At 64.1% G+C, this 25,898-nt stretch carries 26 protein-coding genes and 1 tRNA gene; 12 read left to right on the top strand and 15 right to left on the bottom strand.

Annotated features, from left to right (window positions below; translation table 11 throughout):
• Nucleotides 1-3: 3 nt before the first annotated feature.
• Entirely contained in the window at nt 4-765 is a 762-nt protein-coding gene (locus tag D6C00_RS04870) for a Crp/Fnr family transcriptional regulator (RefSeq protein WP_125180555.1), read from the bottom strand.
• A 259-nt stretch (nt 766-1,024) separates the two neighbouring features.
• On the opposite strand from D6C00_RS04870, the gene lexA reads away from it, so the two are divergent.
• Nucleotides 1,025-1,624 (top strand): transcriptional repressor LexA, encoded by a 600-nt coding sequence (gene lexA, locus D6C00_RS04865; protein WP_125180553.1) that lies wholly within the window; start codon nt 1,025-1,027, stop codon nt 1,622-1,624.
• Nucleotides 1,624-2,985: a DNA polymerase Y family protein gene (locus D6C00_RS04860; protein ID WP_125180551.1), complete on the top strand. Its 1,362-nt coding sequence runs from the start codon at nt 1,624-1,626 to the stop codon at nt 2,983-2,985. Before lexA ends, D6C00_RS04860 begins: the two co-directional genes overlap by 1 nt.
• Here the strand turns inward: D6C00_RS04860 and D6C00_RS04855 are convergent, their stop codons facing one another.
• The 3 genes from D6C00_RS04855 to ispB all read right to left on the bottom strand — a co-directional run bounded on the left by D6C00_RS04855 (nt 2,986) and on the right by ispB (nt 4,937).
• On the bottom strand, nt 2,986-3,423 hold the full coding sequence (locus D6C00_RS04855; protein WP_125180549.1) for a type II toxin-antitoxin system HicB family antitoxin: 438 nt from the start codon (nt 3,421-3,423) through the stop codon (nt 2,986-2,988).
• A 457-nt stretch (nt 3,424-3,880) separates the two neighbouring features.
• A tRNA-Pro gene (locus tag D6C00_RS04845) sits at nt 3,881-3,957 on the bottom strand.
• An 11-nt stretch (nt 3,958-3,968) separates the two neighbouring features.
• Nucleotides 3,969-4,937 carry an octaprenyl diphosphate synthase gene (ispB, locus tag D6C00_RS04840; RefSeq protein WP_125182378.1) on the bottom strand — a complete coding sequence of 323 codons (969 nt, stop codon included), beginning with the start codon at nt 4,935-4,937 and terminating at the stop codon, nt 3,969-3,971.
• A gap of 239 nt (nt 4,938-5,176) precedes the next feature.
• On the opposite strand from ispB, the gene rplU reads away from it, so the two are divergent.
• From rplU to proB, 4 genes are all read left to right on the top strand, one after another.
• Nucleotides 5,177-5,488 (top strand): 50S ribosomal protein L21, encoded by a 312-nt coding sequence (gene rplU / locus D6C00_RS04835; protein WP_125180547.1) that lies wholly within the window; start codon nt 5,177-5,179, stop codon nt 5,486-5,488.
• 36 nt (nt 5,489-5,524) lie between these two features.
• Nucleotides 5,525-5,785: a 50S ribosomal protein L27 gene (gene rpmA, locus D6C00_RS04830; protein ID WP_125180546.1), complete on the top strand. Its 261-nt coding sequence runs from the start codon at nt 5,525-5,527 to the stop codon at nt 5,783-5,785.
• A gap of 93 nt (nt 5,786-5,878) precedes the next feature.
• Nucleotides 5,879-6,934, top strand: coding sequence for an Obg family GTPase CgtA (gene cgtA / locus D6C00_RS04825; protein WP_125180545.1), 1,056 nt, complete (start codon nt 5,879-5,881; stop codon nt 6,932-6,934).
• A gap of 294 nt (nt 6,935-7,228) precedes the next feature.
• The gene (gene proB / locus D6C00_RS04820; RefSeq protein WP_177433201.1) at nt 7,229-8,365 is read left to right on the top strand and encodes a glutamate 5-kinase; all 1,137 of its coding nucleotides are present in this window, start codon (nt 7,229-7,231) and stop codon (nt 8,363-8,365) included.
• Nucleotides 8,366-8,590: 225 nt separating this feature from the next.
• Here the strand turns inward: proB and rpsT are convergent, their stop codons facing one another.
• Nucleotides 8,591-8,854 carry a 30S ribosomal protein S20 gene (gene rpsT, locus D6C00_RS04815; protein WP_125180544.1) on the bottom strand — a complete coding sequence of 88 codons (264 nt, stop codon included), beginning with the start codon at nt 8,852-8,854 and terminating at the stop codon, nt 8,591-8,593.
• 158 nt (nt 8,855-9,012) lie between these two features.
• Between rpsT and murJ the strand changes: the two genes are divergently transcribed.
• The 6 genes from murJ (at nt 9,013) to ispH (ending at nt 16,730) form a co-directional block, all read left to right on the top strand.
• Nucleotides 9,013-10,587 carry a murein biosynthesis integral membrane protein MurJ gene (gene murJ / locus D6C00_RS04810; protein ID WP_241546799.1) on the top strand — a complete coding sequence of 525 codons (1,575 nt, stop codon included), beginning with the start codon at nt 9,013-9,015 and terminating at the stop codon, nt 10,585-10,587.
• A gap of 197 nt (nt 10,588-10,784) precedes the next feature.
• Entirely contained in the window at nt 10,785-11,714 is a 930-nt protein-coding gene (gene ribF / locus D6C00_RS04805) for a bifunctional riboflavin kinase/FAD synthetase (RefSeq protein WP_125180543.1), read from the top strand.
• Between the two features lie 278 nt (nt 11,715-11,992).
• Nucleotides 11,993-14,842, top strand: coding sequence for an isoleucine--tRNA ligase (gene ileS / locus D6C00_RS04800; protein WP_125180542.1), 2,850 nt, complete (start codon nt 11,993-11,995; stop codon nt 14,840-14,842).
• Nucleotides 14,814-15,323: a signal peptidase II gene (gene lspA, locus D6C00_RS04795; protein ID WP_399360166.1), complete on the top strand. Its 510-nt coding sequence runs from the start codon at nt 14,814-14,816 to the stop codon at nt 15,321-15,323. The genes ileS and lspA overlap by 29 nt, the downstream gene beginning before the upstream one ends.
• Nucleotides 15,320-15,775: an FKBP-type peptidyl-prolyl cis-trans isomerase gene (locus D6C00_RS04790; RefSeq protein ID WP_125180541.1), complete on the top strand. Its 456-nt coding sequence runs from the start codon at nt 15,320-15,322 to the stop codon at nt 15,773-15,775. The genes lspA and D6C00_RS04790 overlap by 4 nt, the downstream gene beginning before the upstream one ends.
• Nucleotides 15,776-15,785: 10 nt before the next feature.
• Nucleotides 15,786-16,730, top strand: coding sequence for a 4-hydroxy-3-methylbut-2-enyl diphosphate reductase (ispH, locus tag D6C00_RS04785; protein ID WP_125182374.1), 945 nt, complete (start codon nt 15,786-15,788; stop codon nt 16,728-16,730).
• A gap of 4 nt (nt 16,731-16,734) precedes the next feature.
• On the opposite strand, the gene D6C00_RS16315 is transcribed toward ispH, so the two are convergent.
• From D6C00_RS16315 to D6C00_RS04735, 10 genes are all read right to left on the bottom strand, one after another.
• Entirely contained in the window at nt 16,735-17,163 is a 429-nt protein-coding gene (locus D6C00_RS16315; protein WP_305000411.1) for a type IV pilin protein, read from the bottom strand.
• A gap of 35 nt (nt 17,164-17,198) precedes the next feature.
• Nucleotides 17,199-18,554 (bottom strand): pilus assembly protein, encoded by a 1,356-nt coding sequence (locus tag D6C00_RS04775; protein ID WP_125180540.1) that lies wholly within the window; start codon nt 18,552-18,554, stop codon nt 17,199-17,201.
• 683 nt (nt 18,555-19,237) lie between these two features.
• A complete protein-coding gene (locus D6C00_RS04770) occupies nt 19,238-21,082 on the bottom strand; it encodes a VWA domain-containing protein (protein ID WP_125180539.1) in 1,845 nt (614 codons plus the stop codon).
• Nucleotides 21,083-21,146: 64 nt separating this feature from the next.
• Nucleotides 21,147-21,470, bottom strand: a complete 324-nt coding sequence (locus D6C00_RS04765) for a hypothetical protein (RefSeq protein ID WP_125180538.1) — start codon at nt 21,468-21,470, stop codon at nt 21,147-21,149.
• Nucleotides 21,471-21,503: 33 nt separating this feature from the next.
• On the bottom strand, nt 21,504-22,067 hold the full coding sequence (locus D6C00_RS04760; protein WP_125180537.1) for a pilus assembly PilX family protein: 564 nt from the start codon (nt 22,065-22,067) through the stop codon (nt 21,504-21,506).
• A complete protein-coding gene (locus tag D6C00_RS04755) occupies nt 22,067-23,149 on the bottom strand; it encodes a PilW family protein (protein WP_158675293.1) in 1,083 nt (360 codons plus the stop codon). The genes D6C00_RS04760 and D6C00_RS04755 overlap by 1 nt, the downstream gene beginning before the upstream one ends.
• Nucleotides 23,150-23,166: 17 nt before the next feature.
• Nucleotides 23,167-23,667 (bottom strand): type IV pilus modification protein PilV, encoded by a 501-nt coding sequence (gene pilV, locus D6C00_RS04750; RefSeq protein ID WP_125180536.1) that lies wholly within the window; start codon nt 23,665-23,667, stop codon nt 23,167-23,169.
• A gap of 11 nt (nt 23,668-23,678) precedes the next feature.
• Nucleotides 23,679-24,191 carry a GspH/FimT family pseudopilin gene (locus tag D6C00_RS04745; RefSeq protein WP_125182371.1) on the bottom strand — a complete coding sequence of 171 codons (513 nt, stop codon included), beginning with the start codon at nt 24,189-24,191 and terminating at the stop codon, nt 23,679-23,681.
• A gap of 215 nt (nt 24,192-24,406) precedes the next feature.
• Nucleotides 24,407-24,823, bottom strand: a complete 417-nt coding sequence (locus tag D6C00_RS04740) for a type IV pilus modification PilV family protein (RefSeq protein ID WP_125180535.1) — start codon at nt 24,821-24,823, stop codon at nt 24,407-24,409.
• A 2-nt stretch (nt 24,824-24,825) separates the two neighbouring features.
• Entirely contained in the window at nt 24,826-25,896 is a 1,071-nt protein-coding gene (locus D6C00_RS04735; protein WP_125180534.1) for a pilus assembly PilX N-terminal domain-containing protein, read from the bottom strand.
• Between the last annotated feature and the right edge of the window lie 2 nt (nt 25,897-25,898).

Here is a 25,898-nt window from a genome sequence, read left to right as displayed (position 1 = left end):
GTCTCAGCGAGACAGGGAGTTCAGTGGTCGTGCCGGTACTGTGGCTTCCGGAGGGAGGGGGGACTGCAGGCGATCGGTTTCCTTCTTGACCACGGCGTAACACTCGCAACTCAGCCGCTCCATCGCAGGCCGGTCCAGCACCGTAATATGGCCGCGGTGATATTCGATCACGCCCAGCTTCTGCAGCTTGCCGGCCGCCTCGGTGACACCCTCGCGGCGTACCCCCAGCATGTTGGCGATCAGTTCCTGGGTCATGCTCAACCTGTTGTCCGGCAGACGGTCCAGGGACAGCAGGATCCAGCGACACAGTTGCTGATCGATGGTGTGGTGGCGATTACAGACCGCCGTCTGGGCCATCTGCGTGATCAGGGCCTGGGTGTAGCGCAGCATCAGCATCCGCATCGATGCGTCCTGATGATTGAACTCGTCCCTGAGCCGCTGCCCCGGCAGCCGGTAGGCGGAACCGCCACTCTGTATCATGGCCCGGCTCGGGGTGCTGCCGCCGCCCATGAACACGGCGATGCCGACCATGCCTTCCTTGCCCACTACGGATATCTCCGCCGATGCCCCGTTTTCCATCACGTAGAGCAGCGATACGATGCAATCGGTGGGGAAATAGACATACTCCAGGTTGTCTCCGGCTTCGTATATCACCTTGCCGAGCGGCATGGGAACCGGTGTCAGATGGGGGAGCAGGCGTTCCTGTGCCGCGGCCGGCAGGGCGGCCAGGATATGGTTCTGCCAGGGAGAGGGGTGTTCGGGCATGGATCACTTTCCTTTGCTGTGTTATGCCGGGTCAGCGTAGCGTACCTTGACCTGCGTGACCTGATTTTATTTGGCAGGATCAGTCCACGAAGGCGTTCGGTATGTGCGCTACCACACACATTGTAGATTATAGTGAATGTCGCTGGGTGGGCCGGAGCGCAGAGCCAGTGGGTGAGGGTCCGGGGTTGCGCGGCACCGCTTGCATGTTCTCGTTTTGTTCTCTATTCTGATCGCAGACGAGAACAGAGCGAGAACATTCATGCTGACCCCCCAGGAACACAGAACCCTGCAGTTCATCCGCCGTCACCTGGCCGAGCACGGCTATGCCCCCAGCCTGGAGGAGATCGGCGCCGCCATCGGGGTGCGCTCGCGCGGCAGCGTGCACCGCTATGTCAGCCGCCTGCAGGACAAGGGCTATCTGCGCCGGGCGCCGCACGGGGCGCGGGCGCTGGAGGTGCTGGACGGGCCCGGCGATCCGGCCGGCAGCCTGCCGCTGCTGGGGCGGATCGCCGCCGGCCGGCCGATCGAGGCCATCCCGGGACAGGACACCCTCAACCTGGCCGACTTCCTGCTGGGCCCGGACCGCTATGCCCTGCAGGTGGTGGGCGATTCCATGATCGAGGCCGGTATCCTGGACGGCGATACCGTGGTGGTGCGCCAGCAGGACCGGGCCGAGGACGGTGACATCGTGGTGGCCCTGATCGACGGCCAGGAGGCCACCCTCAAGCGCCTCAGGCGCTGCGGCGGCGGCATGATCGAACTGATCCCGGCCAACGCCGAACTGTCGTCCATGGTCTATTCGGCCGAGCGCGTGACCATCCAGGGCGTGGTGGTCGGCCAGCTGCGCAGTTACCGCTGATGCGGGAACGCCCTGCCTGGGCCTGGCCGCGGGCCATTATTCTGGTCGATATGGACGCCTTCTTCGCGGCCATCGAGCAGCGCGACAACCCGGTCTGGAACAAGCGCCCCCTGGGTATCACCAACGGTGTCCAGGGCACCTGCCTGATCACCTGTTCCTACGCGGCGCGCGCCTTCGGCGTACACACCGGCATGCGCCTGCCCGAGGCGCGCCGGCTGTGCCCGAACCTGATCCAGGTACCGGCCCGGCCGGAACGCTATGCCGCCGCTTCCACTGCCATAATGGCGGCCCTGCGTACCATCACGCCGGATATCGAGATCTTCTCGGTCGACGAGGCCTTCCTCGACGTTACCCGCTGCCAGCGCCTGCTGGGCCATCCCGAGGCCATCGCCCGGCGGGTGCGGGAGCTGGTGTTTGAGACCGCCGGCGTGACCTGCTCGGCGGGCCTGTCCGGCGACAAGACCACGGCCAAGTATGCCGCCAAGTTGAACAAGCCCGACGGTCTGACCGTGATCCCGCCCTGGGAGGCGCGCGAGCGGCTGCGCGAGGTGGCGGTGACCGAACTGTGCGGCATCAACCAGGGCATCGGCCGCTTCCTGGCCGAGCATGGCGTGCACCGCTGCGGCGACATGGCGCGCCTGCCCATCGGCGTGCTGGCGCGGCGCTTCGGCAACCCGGGCCGGCGTATCTGGTACATGTGCCAGGGCGCGGACCCCGAACCGGTGCTGACCCGCGAGGCGCCGCCCAAGAGCATCGGCCACGGCAAGGTGATGCCCCCGGCCACCCGCGACCGCGAGGTGATCCTGACCTTCCTGCTGCACATGAGCCAGAAGGTGGGGGCGCGTCTGCGCCGTCACGGCATGCAGGCGCAGACCTTCTTCGTCGGCCTGCGCGCCGATCCCGGCTGGCTCGGTGAAAAGCGCCGGCTGGTGCGGGCCACCGACGACAGCCGGGTGATCGCCGCGCTGGCACGGGCGGTGTTCACCGACGGCTGGCGGGGCGAGGGCGTGCATCAGGTCCAGATTACGGCGCTGGACCCGGCGCCGGCCGATTATCAGCTGGCGCTGTTCGATCCGGCGCCGGCGCGCGGTGAAGTGAACCGGGTGATGGATGCCGTCAACGGCCGTTACGGCGAGTTCGCCCTGGCCCCGGCGCGGCTGTTGCAGCGTTCGCAGATGCCCAATGTCATCTCCCCGGCCTGGCGGCCCTACGGGCATCGGGAGACGATCGGCTCGGGCTCGGGCTCGGGCTCGGGCTCGGGCTCGGGCTCGGGCTCGGGCTCGGGCTCGGGCGGCAATAACGCAGAGGACGCAGAGGCGCAGAGGCGCGAAGAGAATTATACGGACTGGCCGGCGGGTTGATTACGCCGCGGTCTGTTTTCTGTCCTCAATGATCAGTTCATGGCCCAACTCGGTCAGAGCCATGATCACGCCGTCCAGCCGGGAACTGTGATCGGGATCGACAAGGCGGCGTACGGCACCTTCCGAAAGGCCAAGGCGCTGCGCGAGTGCGACGTTCGAGATGCCTTGCTCACGCATCGCCGATCTCAGGGCCAGCTTTGCCGCCACGAGAGGCGCGACAGGTACCCAATGGACATCGGTACCGGTTGCCGAGGGGGCGGGAAGCGCCTGCCCCGCCTTGGCGTAGCCCGCCAGGGCCGCCCCGAGCGCGTCGCTCATCTCGCGCAGGGCCTGCTCCGGCGTCTCGCTGTCCGTGAGGGCTTCCGGGACGTCCGGAGCGACAGCGAGGTAGCGACCTTCCTCATCCTGTTCCACCGTCACGGGGTACATATAACGCATGATTTGATTACTCCTGCAGGTCGTCGGGGTGAATGCCGAGTTGCGTGCACATGGCCTTGAGCAGGCCCTTGCCGATTTCCTTCCGGCGGTCTTTCATGGTGGTAAACCGCTCCCCGAAGTACAGCCGGCCATGACTGCCCTTTCCATGCGGCTCGAAGCGAACAGCTTTCCCTTGCCTGCGACCGAGCCGCCTCAGTCGCTGCAGCAACTCATTCCCTGTCATGCAGACAATAATCGTACATATATGTACGAATTGCAAGAAGGATAATATCGGTATGGACAGGGGCGTGGCGATAACGCGAAGGACGCAGAGGCGCAAAGGGGGGGTATTTGGGAATGCTGCGCCGGAAGCGTGCATTGCGGCCGGACGGATCAGAGGATATTCAGAAAAGCTCCGCGTCTTTGCGCCTTTGCGAACTCTGCGTTGAATTCGCCACACTGAAGCGAAGAGGAGAAATGGTCGGGGTGACAGGATTCGAACCTACGACCCCCGCCTCCCGAAGGCGGTGCTCTACCAGGCTGAGCTACACCCCGATGAAAAAGGATCAGTGCGTGCGGTTGACGGCGAATTCGGCCAGCGCATAGAGGGCGTCTTTGTACTGCGACGTCGGGAGTCCCTCCAGCGCCTGGGCGGCCTTGTCGGCGGCCTCGCGCGCGGATTGCGCAGTGTACGCGATGGCCCCGGTGGATTCAATGGCCGCCTGCACCGCGGTGATGCTGTCGCGCCCGCCCTGCTCAATGGCGGTGCGGATCAGCTCGACCTGTTCGGGCGTGCCCTCGCGCATGACATGGATCAGCGGCAGGGTCGGTTTGCCCTCGGCCAGGTCGTCGCCGATGTTCTTGCCGGTCTCGGCGCTGTCGGAACTGTAGTCGAGCACGTCGTCGATGAGCTGGAAGGCCGTACCCAGGTGCATGCCGTAATCGGCCATGGCGGTCTCGATCTCCGGCGGCTGGCCGCCCAGCACGGCGCCGACCCGGGCGGCGGCCTCGAACAGCTTGGCGGTCTTGGAGCGGATCACCTCCAGATAGCGCGCCTCGGTGGTGTCCGGGTCATGGCAGTTGAGCAGCTGCATCACCTCGCCCTCGGCGATGGTGTTGGTGGTCTGCGCCATGATCTCCATGATGCGCATGCTGCCGACCTCGACCATCATTTCGAAGGAGCGCGAGTACAGGAAGTCCCCGACCAGCACCGCCGCCTCGTTGCCCCAGATGGCGTTGGCGGTGTCGCGGCCGCGGCGCAGATTGGAGGCGTCGACCACGTCATCGTGCAGCAGGGTGGCGGTGTGGATGAACTCGATGATCGCGGCCAGCGGCACATGGTGGGGGCCGGAATAGCCGCAGGCGCGTGCCGCCAGCAGCACCAGCAACGGCCGCAGGCGCTTGCCGCCGCTGTTGATGATGTACAGACCGAGCTGGTTGATCAGCAGCACGTCGGAGCGCAGCCGCTCCTGGATGACCTTGTCGACCTCGGACATGTCCCGCGTGGAGAGCTGGCGGATCTGTTCCAGGTCCATGAATTGACTGGTTTTTGCGAGGGGTTCGCGCATGCTTTGCTCGGTTCCGGCCGCCGCGGTTGTCGATCAGGGTGGCAATTTCGCCATTATCCGTTGATTTGCCTGCCCAAGTCCACCGCCGGAGGCGGGCCCGGGTGATTGACCCGACCCGGCGCAGCCGATAGAATTGCGCGTCTTTCCTGCGGGGTCCGTCGGTGCGACGACGGCGCGGGCGGACGAAATTTCGGAGAATGATGGCTATGTACGCAGTAATCCAGACCGGCGGCAAGCAGTACCGGGTCGCCCCCGGCGACAAGCTCCGCATCGAGAAGCTCAAGGCCGCCGAAGGCGAGTCGGTCGAGTTCGACAAGGTGCTGATGGTCGGCGACGGCGATGACGTCAAGATCGGCGCCCCCTATGTGGCCGGCGGCAAGGTTACGGCGACCGTGACTGCGCAGGGCCGCGGCAAGAAGGTCGAGATCATCAAGTTCCGCCGCCGCAAGCATCACATGAAGCGCCAGGGCCATCGCCAGGCCTACACCGAACTGGAAATCAAGGAGGTCTCGGCCTGAGGGCGCGGGATCCGGATTTAACGAGGTAAGCAGACAATGGCACACAAGAAAGCGGGTGGTAGTACACGCAACGGTCGCGATTCCCAGTCCAAGCGCCTGGGCGTGAAGCGTTTCGGCGGCCAGGCCGTCGCGGCCGGCAGTATCCTGGTGCGCCAGCGCGGCACCCATTTCCACGCCGGCACCAATGTCGGCTGCGGCAAGGACCACACCCTGTACGCCAAGGCCGACGGGACGGTGCAGTTCGTGGTCCGCGGCGCCCAGGGCCGCAAGTTCGTGGAGGTCGTGCCGGCCGAATAATCGCCCCGGCACCAGCCTGCTGCAGAGGAAAGCCCCGGCAGTGCGTTCGGGGCTTTTTTATTGCATCAGGCACCTTAAGAGCAGGTTGATCTCATGAAATTCGTCGACGAAGCCACCATCAGGGTCGCCGCCGGGGACGGTGGCAACGGCTGTGTCAGTTTCCGGCGCGAGAAGTACATCCCCTTCGGCGGGCCTGACGGCGGTGACGGCGGCGACGGCGGCAGCGTCTTCGTGGTGGCCGACGAGAGTATCAACACCCTGGTCGATTTCCGTTACGAGCGTCGCTTCCAGGCCCAGCGCGGCGAGAACGGCCGGGGCCGCAACTGTACCGGTGCCGGGGGCGAGGACAGGGTCATCCGGGTGCCGGTCGGCACCATGGTCTACGACAACGGCACCGGTGAACTGATCGGCGATCTGACCGTGGCCGGCCAGCGGCTGAAGGTGGCCCAGGGCGGCTGGCACGGCATCGGCAACGCGCGCTTCAAGAGTTCCACCAACCGCGCGCCGCGCCAGTCCACCCCGGGTACGCCCGGCGAGCAGCGCGAACTGCGCCTGGAGCTGAAGCTGCTGGCCGACGTCGGCCTGCTGGGCATGCCCAACGCCGGCAAGTCCACCCTGATCCGGGCCGTCTCCGCGGCCCGTCCCAAGGTGGCGGACTATCCCTTCACCACTCTCTATCCCAACCTCGGCGTGGTGCGCCTGGCGCAGCATCAGAGCTTCGTGATCGCCGACATTCCGGGCCTGATCGAGGGCGCGGCCGAGGGGGCCGGGCTGGGCGTGCGCTTTCTCAAGCACCTGGCCCGCACCCGGCTGCTGCTGCATCTGCTGGATGTCTCGCCCTTCGGCGGCAGCGGCGATCCGGTGGAGGACGCGCGCAAGATCGTTACCGAGTTGGAAAAATACAGCCCCGAACTGGCCGCCCGTCCGCGCTGGCTGGTACTGAACAAGCTGGACCTGCTGCCGGGGGACGAACGCGCGACACGCTGCGACGAAATCATCGCCGGCCTCGGCTGGGACGGGCCGGTGTTCCGCATCTCGGCCGCGACCGGTGAAGGTACGGATGACCTGGTCAAGGCGGTGATGGCGCACCTGGAGCAGCAGGATCTGGCCGCGGCGGCGGACATCGGGGACAATGGCCTGGTTGACTAGTTTTTTATGGCCACGGAATACACGGAAAGCACGGACATTATCCAATCATTGATATATGCGGTTGCTCCCCATTAATCGTCATCCCGGCGAAGGCCGGACAAAAGCGCGGAGCGCGTTGAACGCCCAAAGGGCGGCCCGGAGGGCGAGCGAAGCGAGTAATCCAGTGACCACAGCGACATCTGGATTCCGGCCTTCGCCGGAATGACGAGCATGAAGTCGGCAAGAGCCTCAAGGGTTCCTACCATTATTATTTTCCGTGCTTTCCGTGTATTCCGTGGCTAATGTTTTTGATAGATGGGATCTGCACTGGTGACGAGTCGTAGCGAACTGGGCAAAAGCCGGCGCTGGGTGATCAAGATCGGCAGCGCCCTGCTGACCGACGAGGGCCGGGGGCTTGCCCACGGCGCCATCGGCGCCTGGGTGGAGCAGATGGCGCGGCTGCGCGCCGCCGGCCACGAGCTCCTGCTGGTGTCTTCCGGCGCGGTGGCTGAGGGCATGCACCGTCTGCACTGGGTCACCCGGCCGCACGCCCTGCACGAGCTGCAGGCCGCCGCGGCCGTCGGCCAGATGGGCCTGGTCCAGGCCTATGAATCCCGCTTCGCCGAGCACGGCTATCACACCGCCCAGATCCTCCTCACCCACGATGACCTGTCCGACCGGGTGCGCTACCTCAACGCCCGCAGCACCCTGCGCACCCTGCTGCGCATGGGCGTGGTGCCGGTGGTCAACGAGAACGACACGGTGGCCACCGACGAGATCCGCTTCGGCGACAACGACACCCTGGCCGCGCTGGTGGCCAACCTGGTCGAGGCCGAACTGCTGGTGATCCTGACCGACCAGCAGGGGCTGTATGACAGCGATCCGCGCCATAATCGTGAAGCCCGGCTGGTCGAGACGGCCGAGGCGGCCGACCCGGCGTTGGAGTTGATGGCCGGCGGCAGCGGCAGCCTGGGCCGCGGCGGTATGCTGACCAAGGTGCGGGCCGCGGCACGCGCGGCCCGCTCCGGGGCCAGCACCCTGATCGTCTCCGGCCGCGAGCCGGACGTGCTGGACCGGGTGGCGGCCGGCGAGTCACTGGGTACGCTGCTGCGGGCGGTGAAGGCGCCCCTGGCCGCGCGCAAGCAGTGGCTGGCGGGGCAGCTCACGGTCCGGGGCAGGCTGGTGCTGGATGCCGGCGCGGTGAGCGTGCTGCGCAATTCGGGCCGCAGCCTGCTGCCGGTCGGGGTGACCGCCGTGGAAGGTGCATTTGAGCGCGGCGAGCTTGTCAGCTGCCTGGATCCGGACGGGCAGGAGGTCGCGCGCGGGCTGGTCAATTACAGCGCCGGGGAGGCCGGGCGCATCATCGGCCAGCCCAGCGACCGGATCGAGTCCCTGCTGGGCTATGTGGACGAGCCGGAGTTGATCCACCGGGACAACCTGGTGTTGGTGTGAAAGGCGTGGATTACCTGTCATTGCGATGCCCGGACCCGAAGGGTGGCGTACCCATAATGAACCCCGTAGGGGTTCTATGGGAGTCGCGCGGCAATCTCGTAATGCGGCAGTAACCGTTAAGAGATTGCCACGGCGCTATGCGCCTCGCAATGACGACAATCGCCCCAACGCAAAAAGGCCGGTCACTGACCGGCCTTTTTGCGGGATCCGCTCTGGCTGAGAGATTCAGCCGGCGCTGAGGCTGCGGATCTGGGCGTTCAGGCGGCTCTTGTGGCGGGCAGCCTTGTTCTTGTGGATCAGGCCCTTGCACGCCATGCTGTCGATCACGGGCACGGCGGTCTGATAAGCGGTGCGGGCGGCTTCGGGGTCGCCACTTTGAATGGCCTTGATGACGCCCTTGATGTTGGTGCGCAGCCGCGAACGCATGCTGGCATTGTGCCGGCGGCGCTTCTCACCCTGGCGTGCGCGCTTCTTCGCGCTGTGCGGTATTGGCCAACGTAAAACTCCTTGGATTCGTGCGAGTTGCCGAAAGACGGCGTAATATGCGCAAACTCCGGCCGTTTGTCAATGCCGGCAGGGGGCGGTATTGTCCGGCAATTGGCTCAGAGCAAATAAAAACAGATGCTTAGAATGAACAAGGGGGGTTCGTGAGTCGCGGACTGATGCGCAACACCGCCGTGGTGGGCCTGATGACCTTCCTCTCAAGGGTGCTGGGGCTGGTGCGCGATATGGTCTTCGCCCGCGCCATCGGCGTGGGCCTGGGCATGGATGCCTTCCTGGTGGCCTTCAAGATCCCCAATTTCCTGCGCCGCCTGTTCGGCGAGGGGGCCTTTGCGCTGGCCTTCGTGCCGGTGCTGGCCGATTACAAGGCCAACCGGGAGCACGCCGAGGTGCAGGGGCTGGTGGACCGGGTGTTCGGCACCCTGGCCGGCATCCTGCTGCTGCTGAGCATTGCCGGCTCGCTGGCCAGTCCGCTGCTGGTCATGATCTTCGCCCCCGGCTTCATCGACGAGGCGGAGAAGTTCGCCCTGACCGGCGACATGCTGCGGGTGACCTTCCCCTACATCCTGTTCATCTCGCTGGTGGCCTTCGGCGGAGGCATCCTCAATACCTACAGCCGTTTCGCCCTGCCGGCCTTCGCCCCGGTGCTGCTGAACATCACGCTCATCACGGCGGCGCTGTTCGGCGAGGCCTGGTTCGAGGTCCATGTCATGGCCCTGGCCTGGGCGGTGTTCGCCGGCGGGGTGATCCAACTGCTGCTGATTCTGCCCGGGCTGGCCCGGCTGCGGCTGCTGCCGCGACCGCGCTGGGACTGGCGCGACAGCGGTGTGCGCCGCATTCTCAAGCTGATGGCGCCGGCGGTGGTGGGTTCCTCGGTGGCCCAGATCAACCTGCTGTTCGATACCCTGATCGCCTCCTTCCTGATCACCGGCAGCGTGAGCTGGCTGTACTACGCCGACCGCATGGTGGAATTCCCCCTGGGCGTGTTCGGTGTGGCGCTGGGCACGGTGATCCTGCCCAGTCTGTCGAAGAGCCATGCGGCACGCTCGCCGCAGGAGTTCGCCGCCACCCTGGACCGGGCCCTGCGCTGGGTGCTGCTGCTGGGAACCCCGGCGGCCATCGGGCTTATCCTGCTGGCCCAGCCCATCCTGATCACCCTGTTCCAGTACAATGCCTTCACCCCGCACGATGCCTTCATGGCAGGCTTGAGCCTGATGGCCTATGCGCTGGGCCTGCCGGCCTTCATCCTGGTCAAGGTGCTGGCCCCGGCCTTCTATTCGCGCGAGGACTCGCGCACCCCGGTGCGCATCGGCATCATCGCCATGCTCAGCAACATGGTGCTCAATGTGCTGCTGGTGGTGCCCATGGTGCTGCTGGAGATCACCGGCCCGCATGCCGGCCTGGCCCTGGCCACGGCCCTGACCGGCTGGCAGAACGCGGGCATGCTCTATCGCCGGCTGCGCCGCGAGGGGGTCTATGCCCCGCTGGCCGGCTGGGGCCGGGTACTGGCGCGGATCGCTGTCGCCGGCGCCGCCATGACCCTGCTCCTGGTCTGGGCCGTGCCCGCAGCTGCAACCTGGGTGGAGTGGGGCGGCTGGCAGCGGGTCGGTTGGCTCATGCTCTGGATCGGCCTGGCCATGGGGCTGTACTTTCTGCTGCTCCAGCTCATGGGGCAGCGCCTGCAACTGCTGTGGCGCCGGCCCGATGCCGGGGACGTATGATCCCGGGGGCGGGTTCTTTATAATGACTGGTTTATGGTCATGAAGAGCAAGAGCGCCACGGAATACACGGAACACTCGGAAATTCAAAAAATGGTCAAAGGCCCCGGCCGGGCGCGCAGCGCCACGGCCGGTGAAATAACAATGTCCGTGCATTCCGTGTATTCCGTGGCGCTCTTGATCTAAGGTAATGAACCACCATGCGTTTGATCCGGGGCTTGCACAATCTGACGCGGATGGAATCCGGCTGTGCGGCCACCATCGGCAATTTCGACGGGGTGCACCTGGGGCATCAGGCCGTGCTGGGCCAGCTGGCCGAGCGGGCCGCCGAGCTGGGACTGCCGACGGTGGTGGTCACCTTCGAGCCGCAGCCGCAGGAGTATTTCGCCCCGGAATCCGCGCCGCCGCGTCTGACCCGGTTGCGCGAGAAGCTGGCTGCACTGCGCCGCTATTCGGTGGATCAGGTGCTGTGCCTGCGCTTCAATCCGGCCCTGGCCGCGTTCACGGCCGAACAGTTCGTGCAGCGGATCCTGGTCGACGGCCTGAATGTGAAATACCTGGTGGTCGGTGACGACTTCCGCTTCGGCCAGGGCCGGGAAGGCGATTTCACCTACCTGCAGCAGGCGGGCGAGCGCTGCGGTTTTCAGGTGGCGCACATGCACACCTTCGAGATCGACGGCGCCAGGGTGAGCAGCACCCGTATCCGCGAGGCGCTGGAGGCGGGCGAGATGCAGCAGGCGGAACGCCTGCTCGGACGGTCCTATCGCATGCTGGGCCGGGTGGCGCACGGCGACAAGCGCGGCCGCACCATTGGCTTTCCGACCGCCAATGTGTTTCTGCACCGCCATCGCACGCCGGTGCAGGGCGTATTCGCGGTGGAGGTGTTCGGCCTGGATCCGGAACCGGTGCGGGGCGTGGCCAATGTCGGCAATCGCCCGACCGTGGACGGCACCCGCAGCCTGCTGGAGATCAACCTGTTCGACTTCGACCAGCAGATCTACGGTCGCTATGTGGCGGTGGACTTTCTGCACAAGCTGCGCCCCGAGCACAAATTCGAATCCTTCGCAGCGCTGAAGGAGCAGATCGCCCGCGATGTTGTCGAGGCGAAGGACTTCTTCGCGCGTCGGTGAAGACAGGAATGAAATGGCCACGGAAAACACGGAAAGCACGGAAAAAAACAATTTCCGTCATTGCGAGCGAAGCGTGGCAATCTCGTACCGTTGAAGCAATCGGCTGAAGATTGCCGCGGCGCTATGCGCCTCGCAATGACGAATTAATCAGCGCGGCTCCACGTCGGGTTACGCCCTTCGGGCTAACCCGACCTACATTATTATTTAGCAGTTTTCCGTGCTTTCAGTGTATTCCGTGGCTATTTAAAGATCTTAAGCAATGAGATAAAGGGACCAACGTGGCCGATTACAAGCACACCCTCAACCTGCCCGAAACCGCCTTCCCCATGCGCGGCAACCTGGCCAATCGCGAGCCGGAAATGCTCAGGCACTGGGAGGAGATCGGCCTGTACAGCATGATCCGCGAGGCCTCGGCAGGGCGGCCGAAGTTCATCCTTCATGACGGTCCGCCCTATGCCAACGGCGAGATCCACATCGGCCATGCCGTGAACAAGGTGCTCAAGGACATCATCGTCAAGAGCAGGACCCTGAGCGGCTATGATGCGCCCTATGTCCCGGGCTGGGATTGTCATGGTCTGCCCATCGAGCTCAATGTGGAGAAGAAAGTGGGCAAGGCCGGAGGCAAGGTCGATGCCCGCACCTTCCGCCAGGCCTGTCGCGACTATGCGCTGAAGCAGGTGGAAAAACAGAAGGGGGATTTCATCCGCCTGGGCGTGTTCGGCGACTGGGACCATCCCTATCTCACCCTCGATTACCGCTTCGAGGCCGACATCATCCGCTCGCTGGGCAGGATCGCCGCCAACGGCCACCTGACCCGGGGCTTCAAGCCGGTGCACTGGTGCACCGATTGCGGCTCGGCGCTGGCCGAGGCCGAGGTCGAATACGAGGACAAGGACTCGCCGGCCATCGACGTGCGTTTCGGCGTGCTGGACGATGAAACCCTGATGGCGCGCTGCCGCCATGTGGAGGGCCATGAGGGCAAGGGGCCGCTGTCGGTCGTGATCTGGACCACCACGCCCTGGACCCTGCCGGCCAACCGGGCGGTGGCGGTGCATCCGGAGCTGGAGTATGCCGTGGTCCAGTGCCAGACCGATCTGGGCCAGGAGCGTCTGGTCCTGGCCGAGGAACTGATCCAGGACGCGCTGGGGCGCTACGGCGTCGCCGACTACAAGGTGGTGGCCTACTGCCGCGGCAGCGATCTCGAGGGCCTGAAGCTGGCGCATCCCTTCTATGACCGTGAGGTGCCGGTGATCACCGGCGAGCATGTCACCACCGAGGCCGGTACCGGCGCGGTGCACACCGCCCCCGGCCACGGCCAGGACGACTATGTGGTCGGCCGGCGCTTCAACATCCCGGTGGACAACCCGGTCGGCCCCGACGGCCGCTTTCTGCCCGACACCGAGCTGTTCGCCGGCCAGCATGTGTTCGCCGCCAATGCCGAAGTCATCGAGGTGCTGAAGGCCCGCGGCGCGCTGGTGCATGACGAGAAGCTGCGCCACAGCTATCCGCACTGCTGGCGCCACAAGACGCCGATCATCTTCCGCGCCACGCCCCAGTGGTTCATCAGCATGGAGGAACAGGGCCTGCGCGCTCAGGCATTGACCGAGATCGGCAGGGTGCAGTGGATGCCGGACTGGGGCCGGGCGCGCATTGAGGGCATGGTGGGCAACCGGCCCGACTGGTGCGTGTCGCGCCAGCGCACCTGGGGCGTGCCCATAGCACTCTTCGCACACAAACAGACCGGTGAGCCGCACCCCGACACCCCGCGCCTGATCGAGGAGGTGGCCCTGCGGGTCGAGCGCGGGGGTATCGATGCCTGGTTCGATCTGGACGCGGCGGACCTGCTGGGCGATGACGCCGATGACTACGTCAAGGTCACCGATACCCTGGACGTCTGGTTCGATTCCGGCGTGACCCACGCCTGCGTGCTGGACCGGCGCGAGCAGCTCGCGCGTCCGGCCGATCTGTATCTGGAAGGCTCGGATCAGCACCGCGGCTGGTTCCAGTCCTCGCTGCTGACCTCGGTGGCCATGACCGGCGCGGCGCCGTATAGATCGGTGCTGACCCACGGCTTCACCGTGGACGCCAGGGGCCAGAAGATGTCCAAGTCGAAGGGCAACGTGGTGGCACCCCAGAAGGTGGTCAACACCCTCGGCGCCGACATCCTGCGCCTGTGGGTGGCGGCCACCGACTACCGCGGCGAGATGAGCGTGTCCGACGAGATCCTCAAGCGCACCGCCGATGCCTATCGCCGGCTGCGCAACACGGCGCGCTTTCTGCTCGGCAATCTGACCGGCTTCGATCCGATGGAGCATGCCCTGGCGCCGGAACAGATGCTGATGCTGGACCGCTGGGCGGTGGAGCGTGCCCGGCTGCTGCAGCAGGAGCTGATCCGGGCCTACGAGAAGTATGAGTTCCACCAGATCTACCAGAAGGTGCACAACTTCTGCTCGGTGGACATGGGCGGCTTCTATCTGGATGTCATCAAGGACCGTCAGTACACCACCCAGGCCGACAGCCGGGCGCGGCGCTCGGCACAGACCGCCATGTATTTCATCATCGAGACGCTGACCCGCTGGCTGGCGCCGATCCTGAGCTACACCGCCGAGGAGATCTGGCGTCTGATCCCGGGCGAGCGCGAGCCGTCGGTGTTCCTGGAGACCTGGTTCGAGCTGCCGGAGATGTTCCTGGCAACCGAGGCCGAGTCGAAGGATTTCGGCATGGACTTCTGGGCCCAGGTGATGGAGGTGCGCATGGCGGTCTCGCGCGAACTGGAACGGCTGCGCGTGGCCGGCGGCATCGGCGCCTCGCTGGACGCCGAGGTCGATCTCTACTGCGGCCGCGAGATCCAGGACCGGCTCGCCCGGCTGGAGGACGAGCTGCGCTTCGTGCTGCTGACCTCCTATGCCCGGGTGCATCCCGTGATCCAGCCGCCGGAGACCGGCGAGCATGTCACGCTGGCCGGCGGCGATGAACTCTGGGTGGTGGTCTCGCCGTCCGATCATCCCAAGTGCGCGCGCTGCTGGCACCATCGTGAGGATGTGGGCGCCAATGCCGAACACCCGGAGTTGTGCGGTCGCTGCGTGGACAATGTCGCTGGTGCCGGCGAGTCCCGGCGCTTCGCCTGACGCCATGCTGCGCTGGGGCGGGATGATCGCGCTGGTCGTGGTGCTGCTGGACCAGGCCAGCAAGGTCTGGGCCGAGCAGGCGCTGGCCTACGGCCGGCCGGTCGAGGTCTTCGGCTGGTTCAACCTGACCCTGGTCTACAACCGCGGCGCGGCCTTCAGCTTTCTCAGCGATGCCGGGGGCTGGCAGCGCGGCTTCTTCATCCTGGTGGGTCTGGTCGCGGTGGCGATCCTGGCCGGCTGGCTGCGCCGGCTCACGCCCGGCGAGCGCTGGCAGGGGCTGGGCCTGGCGCTGATCCTGGGCGGGGCGGTCGGCAATCTGATCGACCGGGCCCGTTACGGCTATGTGGTGGACTTCATCGACTGGCACTACGCCGGCTGGCACTGGCCGACCTTCAATGTCGCCGATTCGGCCATAACCGCGGGCGTTGTGTTGTTGTTGCTGACCCTGGTCCGCGGCAGTATGGGCGGAGTGAAATCATGAGCATTGAACCGGAAATCCAGTACGGTTGCCGGGTCAGCCTGCATGTGCGTATCCGCACTGCCGACGGCCGGGTGGTGGAAGACACCTTCGATGAGGCGCCGCTGGAACTGGTGATGGGCGACGGCACCCTGCACCCGAACCTGGAACTGGGCCTGTACGGCATGAAGGCCGGCCAGGAACAGACCCTGACCCTGAGCAGCCGGCAGGCCTTCGGCGAGCGCGACCCGGCCAATGTGCACTGGCTGGACCGCGCCGACTTCCCGGCCGACATCGAGCCGGAGCCGGGGCTGATCATCGGCTTCGCCACGCCGGAAGGCGAGGAGATTCCCGGCTCAGTGCTGGAGGTCGAGGCCGAGCGGGTCAGGGTGGATTTCAATCATCCACTGGCCGGCAAGCCGATCCATTTCGATGCCAGGATACTCAAGGTGGAACTGCCCGACCATGACGCATGAATCCGACAGCATGAAGGTGCTACTGGCCAACCCCAGAGGCTTCTGCGCCGGCGTGGACCGCGCCATCGATATCGTGGAGCGGGCGCTGGAACTGTTCGGCGCGCCCATCCATGTGCGTCACGAGGTGGTGCACAACCGCTATGTGGTGGAGGATCTGCGGGCCCGCGGCGCCGTGTTCGTGGAGGAACTGGACGAGGTGCCCGACGGTGCCACGGTCATCTTCAGTGCTCACGGCGTATCCCAGGCCGTGCGCCGGGAGGCGGACCGCCGCGGCCTGCAGGTGTTCGACGCCACCTGCCCGCTGGTGACCAAGGTGCATCTGGAGGTCGCACGCCACGCGAAGGCCGGGGACGACTGCGTGCTGATCGGCCATGCCGGCCACCCGGAAGTCGAGGGCACCCTGGGCCAGTACGACCGCAGCCGGGGCGGGGAGATCTACCTGGTGGAAAATGTCCAGCAGGCCGAGGCGCTGCAGCCGCAGCATCCGGATAAACTGGCCTACGTCACCCAGACCACCCTGTCCGTGGACGACACCCGCCGTATCGTCGAAGTGCTCCAGCAGCGCTTCCCCGCCATCCAGGGGCCGCGCAAGGATGACATCTGCTACGCCACCCAGAACCGCCAGGACGCCGTGCGCGAACTGGCCCGGCAAAGCGATCTGATCCTGGTGGTCGGCTCGAAGAACAGCTCCAACTCCAACCGCCTGCGGGAACTGGCCGAGCACTGCGGCGTGCCGGCCTACCTGATCGACGAGCCCGTCCAGATCGATCCGGCCTGGCTCGAGGGGAAGGAAACCATCGGCGTCACCGCCGGAGCCTCGGCACCCGAGATCCTGGTCAGGCGGGTGACCGATTACCTGTCCGAACTGGGTTATGCCAGCCCCCGGGAGGCCGAGGGCATCGAAGAGGAAGTGGTGTTTTCACTGCCGCGTAGCCTCGCGGCAGGGCGGAGCTGATTGTCTACCAGCAGTCGGTGCTGGGCCCCTTGATACCTTTCTCGTCCAGCGTAACCGTCGGGCAGTCGGGGTCAGCCACATTGGGTGTGGCAGTCAGCACGAAGCATGAATAATAGGTCGTCGCCCCCACCGTGCTGGAGCAGCTGGGGTTGGTCACGGCTATGGTGTAATATCCTTCCGGGCTGGTGTTGCCGCCTATGTCATCAATGTCATTGGAGTAGCTGTTGGTATCCATGTAGATGCGCTCCTGCAGGGCGGCCGCCTGGGTGAGCGCGGCATGCGCATCGGATCGACGGGCCTTGCGCATCTGGTCCTGATAGGCCGGATAGGCGATCGCGGCCAGGATGCCGATGATGGCCACGACGATCATCAGCTCGATCAATGTGAAGCCGCTGTGGTAATGCTTGCGCATCTGTTTCACCTCTTGATTCATTGTCCTTTAATCCTCATCAGTGGCCGGGTTCCGGCTTACCAGAATTCCAGCTGGCGCCAGGAGCGGCGTCCGCTGTCCACCGGTTCCGAAGTGACGGTTTCGTCGAAGATGGCCCCGGTCGAGCTCTGGGTGATTACGCGTCCCTTGTCGCCACCCAGGCCGTCGCCCTGGTGGATAGCCAGATCTGCCGCCATGCCCTGGCCCATGTCCTTGAAAGGTGATGCCAGTTTGGAACCGTTGGTGTTGGTCGTGTTGCTGTCCAGTCCGAGCGCGCCGTGCGGTAAGGCGGTGCCGGTGCGGAAATCCAGGGCATACAGCCGGCTGGTGCCTTCAGGCAGGCAGGCATTGCCGGAAGGCAGGTATGACGTGAACAGGAGGACAGTACGGAATAACAGCGACTGATTGAGTACCCGTTCGCTGGGGCTGACGCTGTCCATCAGACGTACCCAGCCGGCCTTGTTTTCCATTTCCTGTCGCAGTTCCGTATAGGTGCTTACACTCGTTGAGTTGACCGTGTAGCTGCTGGGCAGGAGGCTCCCGTCCTCGAATATCTGCACGTCGGTGACATCCTGCAGATTACTTGAACCTGTGCCTGTGCCCGAGTTGACAGTCCCGGAAAGTCCGGCAAGCTCTTTCACGCCATAGAAGGCCTGACGCTGGGTGCTGACATTGTCCGCGGGTGCAAGGAAGCGGCCGGTTCCCACATGAACCCAGCGGTTCCCGTTGCTATCCAGCCCGAAGCTGGGCGCGGCCTGAATCGGCAGGCCCGGCGTTAGGAGGTTGCTGCCAGTGGCGCCGTTGAAGAGGTCGTTGTTCGGGTCGGTGTCCAGTTTGACCCGCTTGAGGTTGCCCGTCGCGCTGGCCGGTGTGCCGCCTACGGTTCCGAAGTAGACTGCGTCGTCGATGTAGTCAAGATTCCAGTCCCTGGCCGAGACGTTGCCCACGAAGCTGTTGGCGTCGCCCAGATCAAGCGGCTGAATGCCCGTGACAAACTCCCGATTATTGAGGTCGTAGGCGAAGAACTTGGCTGTCTGGGTGCTGGTCGCATCGCTGAGGACATCGGGGCCGTTGCCGAAGGCCAGATACCAGTGACTGGTGGCGTTGCTGAACAGGCCGGCGGCACCGGGAACCACTGACTTGACCACCGTCGGGCGGCTGGTAGTGAAGCCCAAGTCGGCATCCGTGATCTCGGCGATCAGGCGGCCCTTGGGGTCGGCTTCCGGGTTGGTGATGTCGAGCACCACGTAGGCCGACCGCATCTGGGTTTCCTTGACGCTGTCGCCGTCGGTGTCAACGGAGAAGGTGCCGCCGCCGAAGCGCATGCCCATCACGAGCACCGTGCCCCAGCCATGAGGGTGGTCGGCATCGTCGGGGAAGATTTGCGGGCCCATTCGAACACCACCGGGCGGGCCGTCCAGTAGTAAGGGACATGATTGTTACCCGTATTTCCGCCATCCATTTGCAGGTGAGGGCAGAAGTTTCTGCGGTACCTACGGCCCCAAACATTTTTCCTCGGCGAGTTCGGAATTGGGGGCGTTGGTGCCCTGAAATGGACATTCGAAACGAATTTGATGCGGCGTTCCAGGAACCCGCCATTGGGAATGCATGGCAAGCATTGGCCGGTCTGTTGGCGCCGATTTGTAGGGATGATCCTGGCGGGCGGTTGGGCCGTACTGGGGCCTTGAAGTCGGGCATAAGGTGTCGTCACCATTAGAGGGGTGTTCGTACTGCTCGACCGGGCGCGCCGAACCGCAAAAAACCGGGGAGGAGTGACATGACTGTCGCCAAGGGGCGGCCAGACTCGTCCGTGCCGTCCTGGTCATAAAATCGATACTGGCGTTGATCGATAACCGGGAAATTTCTCGGCCGGCCGCGGATTGACAAGTTTTGACGATTAATCGTCGGGCATCGACTCAGTGGGGCTGACCGGCCCAGAGATGCGGCCGTTGCTGCTGTGCTTCGCTGTCCCAAATGGAAGGGACTCGGTGCAACAGTCGATTGAACTTCGCTGCTGTCCACCTCGCCCGGCTGTGCCCTGACGAATTTCATTGTCGGATCCAGGTTTGAAACACATTTAGGCGGTCACCAAGGGGCCCTGTGTTTGGATGGGGTGGCGCGGCTGTGCCACCAGTTGCGCCTGGGTTGTCAGATTCAACAAAAAACTCGGCGAGGGTGGTTCCCGCGCATTCCAGATTCTCTTCAGTGTGCCCAGATCTTCCAGAGAGCCGGGTGTCAAGCCGGTCGGTTCCGTGCTGCTGCTACTGTTGATGCGCCTTACCTTGGTTTCCTCGTCTATGGGGTCATATTCAAGACGCACGATCTTGTCTACATCGTAGGTGTCAAGCTTGTTGTCGCCGTCTCCATCCTCACGCAGAAAGCCATAATCATCAATGAACAGAGAATGCAGGGTGCCGACCCAGGTGACCTCGCTGAGTACGCCGGTGGTGGCATTGGTCATCGACAGACTGGGATTGAACAGGGCCTGGTAAAGGGCACCGGTACCATCCGAGCTGTTGGCAACCACTGCCGCAGCAGTGGATGAGGATGTGCGGTTGAGAATGTCGTTGAAGATCGCCCGCAGGGCCGAGTTCAGACTCGACGCATTGCTGGCATTGTAGGCCTGAGCGGTGCCGCCGGCAGTGGCGATATCGTCCAGCACCGATGCGCTGACCCCGGTGGGCAGTGCGAAGCCGATGACATAGGTGCGAACGTTGTCATTGTCGAACATGTCCTTGGCGACAGCGGCGACATCGGCGATGGCCTGGGCTGTATCGCTGGTGGCATTGCCGTTCTCATCAACCGACGGCAGCCCGTCCGTCACCAGAATGACAAAATCCTTGCCGCTGCAGGTGTTGGCCGGTGGGGCGCTGGTCGGCCCGCCTTCGTCGGCGGGCAGGCTGGTGCCGTTGAAGTAGTCCTGGGCGGTTTTCAGAGTGCCTTCCAGGGGCGTCAGGCCGGCATTGCGCAGCGGGGTATCAGTGGCTGTGCTGAACTGCGAAGTTGCCAGCTTGGCATTGATCTGCGAGGCCTGGGTGGTGTCGAGATCGTCGATCGGGACATGCACGTAGCCGCGACCGGGTGAAGTGTTCGAGAACCAGGTGTCGCCGACGTATTCCCAGAACAGGAAACGGCCGAAATCAAGGAGATTCTGCGCATAGTCGCTGTCAGTTGGTGAGAATTGGGTGCGAAAGCGGTAGTTACTGTACCCTGCGGCGCTCTCGCTCGGCTGAGTGCTGTTGCTGCTGCTGTAGGTGGGCAGAGCGTCCGAATCGCCGGTTTTGGTTCCGAAGCAGCGATACTCATCCCAGGGGCCGCTCCCAACCGTTTCGGAGCCGTTGTCGAAGTCGGCGGTATCAGAGTAGCAGAATGCAGTCCCGAGATTGCTGGAAGAATACAGGGGCAACGATACATTGTAATGAACGTAGTCACCCGAGCTGGTGGGATTGGGATATCTTTTTGCCTTGGTTAAGGAATCCCGGTTGCCTGTATAGGTGGAGTCATAGTTGGCCGGGTCATAGCTGACATCGTAGGCCGAGTTGTGCAGGTGGCGGCTGGTGATGTTTTCCTGCTGGTAGGCCATCAGCCCCATGCGGATCTGGTTCTGGAAATTGCTTACCATGTCCTCGATGGCGTTGCGCGCGATCTCGGATTTGCTCCCGGGATTGTCGCTGCCGACAGCCTCTCCGCTTGGCGCCTCGTCCATGCTGTTGGAGTTGTCCAGTATGACCATCACGTTGGGCATGTCGCCGCTGCTGACGGTGGTAACCAGAGGGGGGATGGCTTCATAGTCAGACATATTGCCGTCCGCGAATACCGCAGGTGCAAACGTCAGAGACACCGCAGCCAGATGTGCCGCAATGCGCCGCAGTTGTCCGCAGCGCCGGTTGGCTGAGTAGGCAGGGTTTGCATAGGTATTCATGTCGATTCTCCCCTCTCGTCGCGAGATTCGCAGTACAAGGGTATGGCTGTCCAGGTGAGGTGCTTCAGTAAATAGTGATCCGCGTCAGGGTGTCTCCGACGAATTCGAGTCTGACCCGGGGGGTCGGTTCACGGGGTTCCGTTGTGTTGCGGGTGCCGGCCTTGTCTTCAACGTATATGCTGTTGGTTTCATAATCGCCGACGCTGGTTCGCAACAGGCCGTTGGGCCCCCAACCCTCGAAGTCTCCGTTCAGGTAGCTTTTCGACAGGCTGGAGGCGGTTCCGCCTGGTGTTCCCTGGGGCTGGATTGCGATCACCGAGGGGCTGATAATGCAGCCTGCCAGAAGCAGGCTCGCAATCCGGGTTGTGCGTTGCGGTAACTTGATCATCGTATATCACCTCGTGTCCGCCAGTGCCTGGCTTCAGGGTTCCTTCTGATATGTCGACTGCAGCATGACCCGGGCGGCATCCGTGCCGCCATAGCCGACTGCGGTAATGCGGAACATCTGTGGATCGCCTGGCCCCGGGGAGTACGTGGGCGCCGAGCCGACAGGCGGGACATAACCCATCCATTCTATGATGTAGATAGGCAGGCTCCGCACCTCGGCGGCGTTGATCTGGTAGGTGCGGTGTCTACCCGAATTGCTCCAGACGTTCAGGGTGGTATCCCGCCAGACCGGGATGTCCCCGTTGGCAGCGTCCGCGGGCAGGCACATGCCGCCGGTGCAGGCGGCATCGAAATTGCTGGCATCCAGTACGGTGTTCTGGACATAGCGCTCGCCTTCCCGCAACGCGAATTCGGCTGCCTGGAAGGCCAGGTCGCGGTCCCGGTAGTTGGCGGCCATCTTCTGCTCGAGGACGGCGGTGGACATGCCGGTTACGCCGACAACGGTCAGGACCAGCAGGAGCAGCATTCCGACCACCAGGGCGGCGCCGCGCTGCGGTGCTGCAACAGAGGTTTGCATGTTGTGTCTGCGCATTGCCATCAGCGATCTCCGCGGTTCCGAACCTTGATGGTGCTGGAAACAACCCGGCGGATGTAGCGGTCGCCGGGCGAGGATACCGTGGTGCCGTTGAAGGTATAGGCCTGCTCCTGCGGGCTGGCCTCTTTGATGGATCGCAGCAGCAGCTGGATACGGACGGCGACCACATCGCCCCAGTTGCCGGCGCCGATGTTGTGGGCGGCCTGGTACTGGTTGGGGATGCCGTCACCATCCGTGTCGCGGCCGTACTGGATCTGCATGTCCTGCACCCCTTCGACCAGTTCCTGCGTGTTTGTCGCCACAGCGGTGCCGGTGGCCGAGCCGCTGATCAGGGATTCACGATACAGGCTGGGAATACCGTCAGGGTTGCTGGCCAGGTAATAGATGCTGGATTTCATGCGCATCAGCATGGAGCCTTCGGAATAGGCAACCTTAGAGATGTTGCCCTGGTCATTGCAGTCGGCATAGGGTGTAAGTGCGACCAGGTTCTTGGTGCAGTTGCCCGGAGTGGTCGCATTGCCTATGTTATGCCCCACAACACTGATGGTGTTGTTGTTGTTCACGTTGCTCATCTGGAAGATGCCTGCCTTCTGAGAGCAATCCGAGATGATCAGTATCTCACCCTGTTTGATGTTGTGATTGTCGGAGAGCTGGATGACCGCAGCGGACGGCTTGTGTTTGGTGACGACAAAGCTGTCGTCGGTGTCGCCTTGCAGTACGACGATTGCATCAGTATTGGCCAGGGGGGTCTTGGAGAGGGTCGGAAAGGTGCTGTTGCCGCCGTCATAACCTATCAGCGGTGACTGGAAGTTCAGCATCCAGCTGGTGGATGAGTTCTGCAGGGTGTTGGCGATATTGGTGCCGTCGGTGCCGCAGCCGAGATAGCCCGCCATACGGATGTCCTTGCTCAGGTGGTCGACCGCGAAGCGGGCATTTTCCTGTACGCGCGCCGATGCGTCGCCGATGCGATAGGCCTGCTTGCTGCTGGAGTATATCTGTACCACGCCGGCCAGCAGGATCAGGCTGATGGTGACAGCCACCATCAGTTCGACCAGAGAGAAACCTTTCGGCTGTTTGACAATCATGTGAGTTCCCGCCGTTTTCATATTTCCGACCGGATGGTGATGGTGTCGACGCCGCGTTCGAGCGTCCCCGAGTTCTTGTTGTATCCCATCTCGTTCCACCGGACCGTGATTATATAGATGCGGGCCGTGCCCGCGTCGGTGAAATCCACTTCCGCCTGGCCGCCGGGCAGAGTGGTTTCTATGAGGGTCTTCCACTGTGCCAGGTCGAAGCTTGCCATCTGGCTGGGTGAGCAGGTGCCGGTGACGCAGTTGGGGGCCGTGGGCGCAGAGGCTGTCAGGCCGATCTTGTAGGCGGAGCTGTTCATCGCCGTGGTTCGGTTGGCGCGCATCCGGTCCAGGATGTCATAGGCCAGAAAGGTGGCCTGGCTGTGCTGATAACCGGAGTGGCTGAATTTCAGGGCATTGGTCTGCAGGCTTGCCAGTCCGAGCAGTCCGATGGAGAGTACGACCAGGGCGATCAGGACCTCGACCAGTGTGAAGCCGTCGTGGCGGGAGCGAGTTGGCTGTGCGTATTGCATGGCAATGTCCGTCATGAACAGGTGATGGCGTTTGAACTGACCCGGCCGGTGTTGGAAATATCGATCTGGTTGCCGTTCTCGCCGGAGCGGCTGGTGTCGCAGACGTCAAATGTCGCGGTAGTGGTGGCGGCCCCGGTGCCATCGAACGAGATCTGGCTCTGGCTTGCGGCCTCGCTGATGTCGATCGAGCCACCATCCCCCTGGTGCACGCGTATTACCTCGTTGCTGTCGACGGCAGAATTGTTGTTCAGGTCAATCCAGAGCTTGAACCCGTCTTGCCAGTTGCTACCGTCGCAACTGTTGCTGGCTGGCGATTCGTCGATGCAGACGTGGACTGTCCGGTTGCGTTTGACCGCCTCCAGACGGGCATTCTGTAGAAAACCCACCAGGATATTGCTTTGGGTGGTGATCCGGTTGTTCTGGATCAGATCCCGGAAGCTGGGTACGCCCAGCGTGAGGATGATCGCGGCGATGGCCAGTGTGACCATCAGTTCAACCAGGGTGAATCCGTTTGCCTTTTTCATGGGGTCCAGTCTTACCTGTCCGGTGCATAGGTGTCAGTATTTTGTCGACGAGTGGCCGCCAATGGCCGATGAGCGGTCGGTTTCCCCATGGGGATCCGGGTGCTCCGGCTGACTGAATTTATCGGCAGGGAGAAGGCTGAAGTTGAAGGAAATCTTGATGATTACCTTTCCCGTCATGCCCGCGCAGGCGGGCATGACGAACAAATCGGAGGGGTTTACTGCAACCGCCAGCCGCTGCGGGCGGGTTCATGGCCGGCGATCAGGGTCTGGATCGCCTCGTGTCCGGGGCCGGTGGGGTTGGGCCAGTGGATGTCGATGGTGAGGCGTTTCCAGTCGCCGCTGGGCGCGGGGGCCAGGCGCCAGTCCATATAATAGGTGGTCAGGGTGCCGGTATGCTGCCGGCTTCCCCGGGCGGGGAGCGAGTGATAGGCCTGCAGGGTGGGGAAGTGGCGCAGCCGGGCGGCCTGCTCGCGCAGCAGACTGACGGCCTCGGCCCGGTTCTTGACCTCGCGGTTGCCGGACAGGGCGAAGGCCTGGAATCTGGCCGCCCCGGCCAGTCCGATACCCAGGATGACCAGGGTGATCAGGGCCTCCATCAGGCTGATGCCGGCCTGGTTTTTTCGGAACCGCATGGTCAGAAATCCCGCCAGCTGCCCGGAATGCGGGCGACCTCGTGGACCGGCAGCCGCAGCTCGGGCGGCCGGCCGCTGGCCTGTTCGATATGGGCCAGCCGGGTGAAGCCGGACAGGCGGTTCAGATCGCCGTTGACCGCCAGGCTGCCGTAGATGCGCAGGCTGTTCCAGGCCGGAGGCAGGCCGCAGTCGGCGTCGATGAAGACGAAGCCATGGATGCGCACACCGGTCTGGAATTCAGGGCAGCCGAGGCCGGCGGGAAAGACCAGCACCACGGGGGTATCCGGCCTGCCCAGGCTGCGATGCCAGCGCCCGTGGCGCAGGTCGCCGGGTTCGGCCCGCCAGTAGCGGCGTTGCGAGACGGGCAGTTGCCGGCGGTGATCATCGGCCAGCTGGCGGAAACGGGCGCGGCTGACGGCGATCAGTGCCGGCCACAGATCCGATGAGCTCGTGGCGAGGGCGGTCAGGGTGCCGCGGTGCAGGTCCAGGCCGCTGTGCCGGATACACGCAGGGTTGTTCGTGGTCCAGACGGCGGTACCAGCATTGTGCCGGTCGGCGTTGCGCGGATAGATATCGGCCCGGCCCTGGCTCTGGTGCAGACAGCCGGCGAGGATCAGTGGCGGTGCCTGCTCGGCGGTTTCAGTCAGAATGCTATAGGGACGCACGGCCTGTTGCAGCACGCCCCGGATATCCGGGGCCAGGGTGGCCTGAGTGTCGACATGGATGCGCAGGTATTTCGGTCGCCGGGGATGGCGTTCATAGCGGATGTTGAGCCCGAAGCGGTCGCCGCCGGCGCTGCGCACGGGCGGCGGCATGCCGACCGGCACGGCGACTTCCCGGTCCGGCGCGACCGCCAGCCAGCTGAGCCGATGCTGCCGCAGTTCGGTGATGGCGAATTCCAGGCCGGCCTCGGCCGCGAACTGCACCCGGGTGAAGGCGGCCTGCTTGTTGGCCAGGCGCTGTTCGGTGTGGGTGGCGCGGGCGATGGTCAGGCTCAGGGCGGAGACACCGATAATCAGCATGAGCACGGTGGTCAGGGTGGCCAGGCCGGTTTGTTGTTTCAGTGTCCGCACGG

Origin of the sequence: Thiohalobacter thiocyanaticus, assembly GCF_003932505.1 — a bacterium.
GTDB lineage: Bacteria > Pseudomonadota > Gammaproteobacteria > Thiohalobacterales > Thiohalobacteraceae > Thiohalobacter > Thiohalobacter thiocyanaticus.
The sequence above is the reverse complement of the archived record's forward strand: the minus strand, read 5'-3'. Positions and strand labels throughout refer to the sequence as shown.

Bases quoted from the DNA above. Each gene is read 5' to 3' on its own strand.
- D6C00_RS04870 (WP_125180555.1), bottom strand. From the start codon at position 765: ATGCCCGAACACCCCTCTCCCTGGCAGAACCATATCCTGGCCGCCCTG.
- lexA (WP_125180553.1), top strand. From the start codon at position 1,025: ATGCTGACCCCCCAGGAACACAGAACCCTGCAGTTCATCCGCCGTCAC.
- D6C00_RS04860 (WP_125180551.1), top strand. From the start codon at position 1,624: ATGCGGGAACGCCCTGCCTGGGCCTGGCCGCGGGCCATTATTCTGGTC.
- D6C00_RS04855 (WP_125180549.1), bottom strand. From the start codon at position 3,423: ATGCGTTATATGTACCCCGTGACGGTGGAACAGGATGAGGAAGGTCGC.
- ispB (WP_125182378.1), bottom strand. From the start codon at position 4,937: ATGGACCTGGAACAGATCCGCCAGCTCTCCACGCGGGACATGTCCGAG.
- rplU (WP_125180547.1), top strand. From the start codon at position 5,177: ATGTACGCAGTAATCCAGACCGGCGGCAAGCAGTACCGGGTCGCCCCC.
- rpmA (WP_125180546.1), top strand. From the start codon at position 5,525: ATGGCACACAAGAAAGCGGGTGGTAGTACACGCAACGGTCGCGATTCC.
- cgtA (WP_125180545.1), top strand. From the start codon at position 5,879: ATGAAATTCGTCGACGAAGCCACCATCAGGGTCGCCGCCGGGGACGGT.
- proB (WP_177433201.1), top strand. From the start codon at position 7,229: ATGGGATCTGCACTGGTGACGAGTCGTAGCGAACTGGGCAAAAGCCGG.
- ribF (WP_125180543.1), top strand. From the start codon at position 10,785: ATGCGTTTGATCCGGGGCTTGCACAATCTGACGCGGATGGAATCCGGC.
- D6C00_RS04790 (WP_125180541.1), top strand. From the start codon at position 15,320: ATGAGCATTGAACCGGAAATCCAGTACGGTTGCCGGGTCAGCCTGCAT.
- ispH (WP_125182374.1), top strand. From the start codon at position 15,786: ATGAAGGTGCTACTGGCCAACCCCAGAGGCTTCTGCGCCGGCGTGGAC.
- D6C00_RS16315 (WP_305000411.1), bottom strand. From the start codon at position 17,163: ATGAATCAAGAGGTGAAACAGATGCGCAAGCATTACCACAGCGGCTTC.
- D6C00_RS04775 (WP_125180540.1), bottom strand. From the start codon at position 18,554: ATGGGCCCGCAAATCTTCCCCGACGATGCCGACCACCCTCATGGCTGG.
- D6C00_RS04770 (WP_125180539.1), bottom strand. From the start codon at position 21,082: ATGAATACCTATGCAAACCCTGCCTACTCAGCCAACCGGCGCTGCGGA.
- D6C00_RS04765 (WP_125180538.1), bottom strand. From the start codon at position 21,470: ATGATCAAGTTACCGCAACGCACAACCCGGATTGCGAGCCTGCTTCTG.
- D6C00_RS04760 (WP_125180537.1), bottom strand. From the start codon at position 22,067: ATGGCAATGCGCAGACACAACATGCAAACCTCTGTTGCAGCACCGCAG.
- D6C00_RS04755 (WP_158675293.1), bottom strand. From the start codon at position 23,149: ATGATTGTCAAACAGCCGAAAGGTTTCTCTCTGGTCGAACTGATGGTG.
- pilV (WP_125180536.1), bottom strand. From the start codon at position 23,667: ATGCAATACGCACAGCCAACTCGCTCCCGCCACGACGGCTTCACACTG.
- D6C00_RS04745 (WP_125182371.1), bottom strand. From the start codon at position 24,191: ATGAAAAAGGCAAACGGATTCACCCTGGTTGAACTGATGGTCACACTG.
- D6C00_RS04740 (WP_125180535.1), bottom strand. From the start codon at position 24,823: ATGCGGTTCCGAAAAAACCAGGCCGGCATCAGCCTGATGGAGGCCCTG.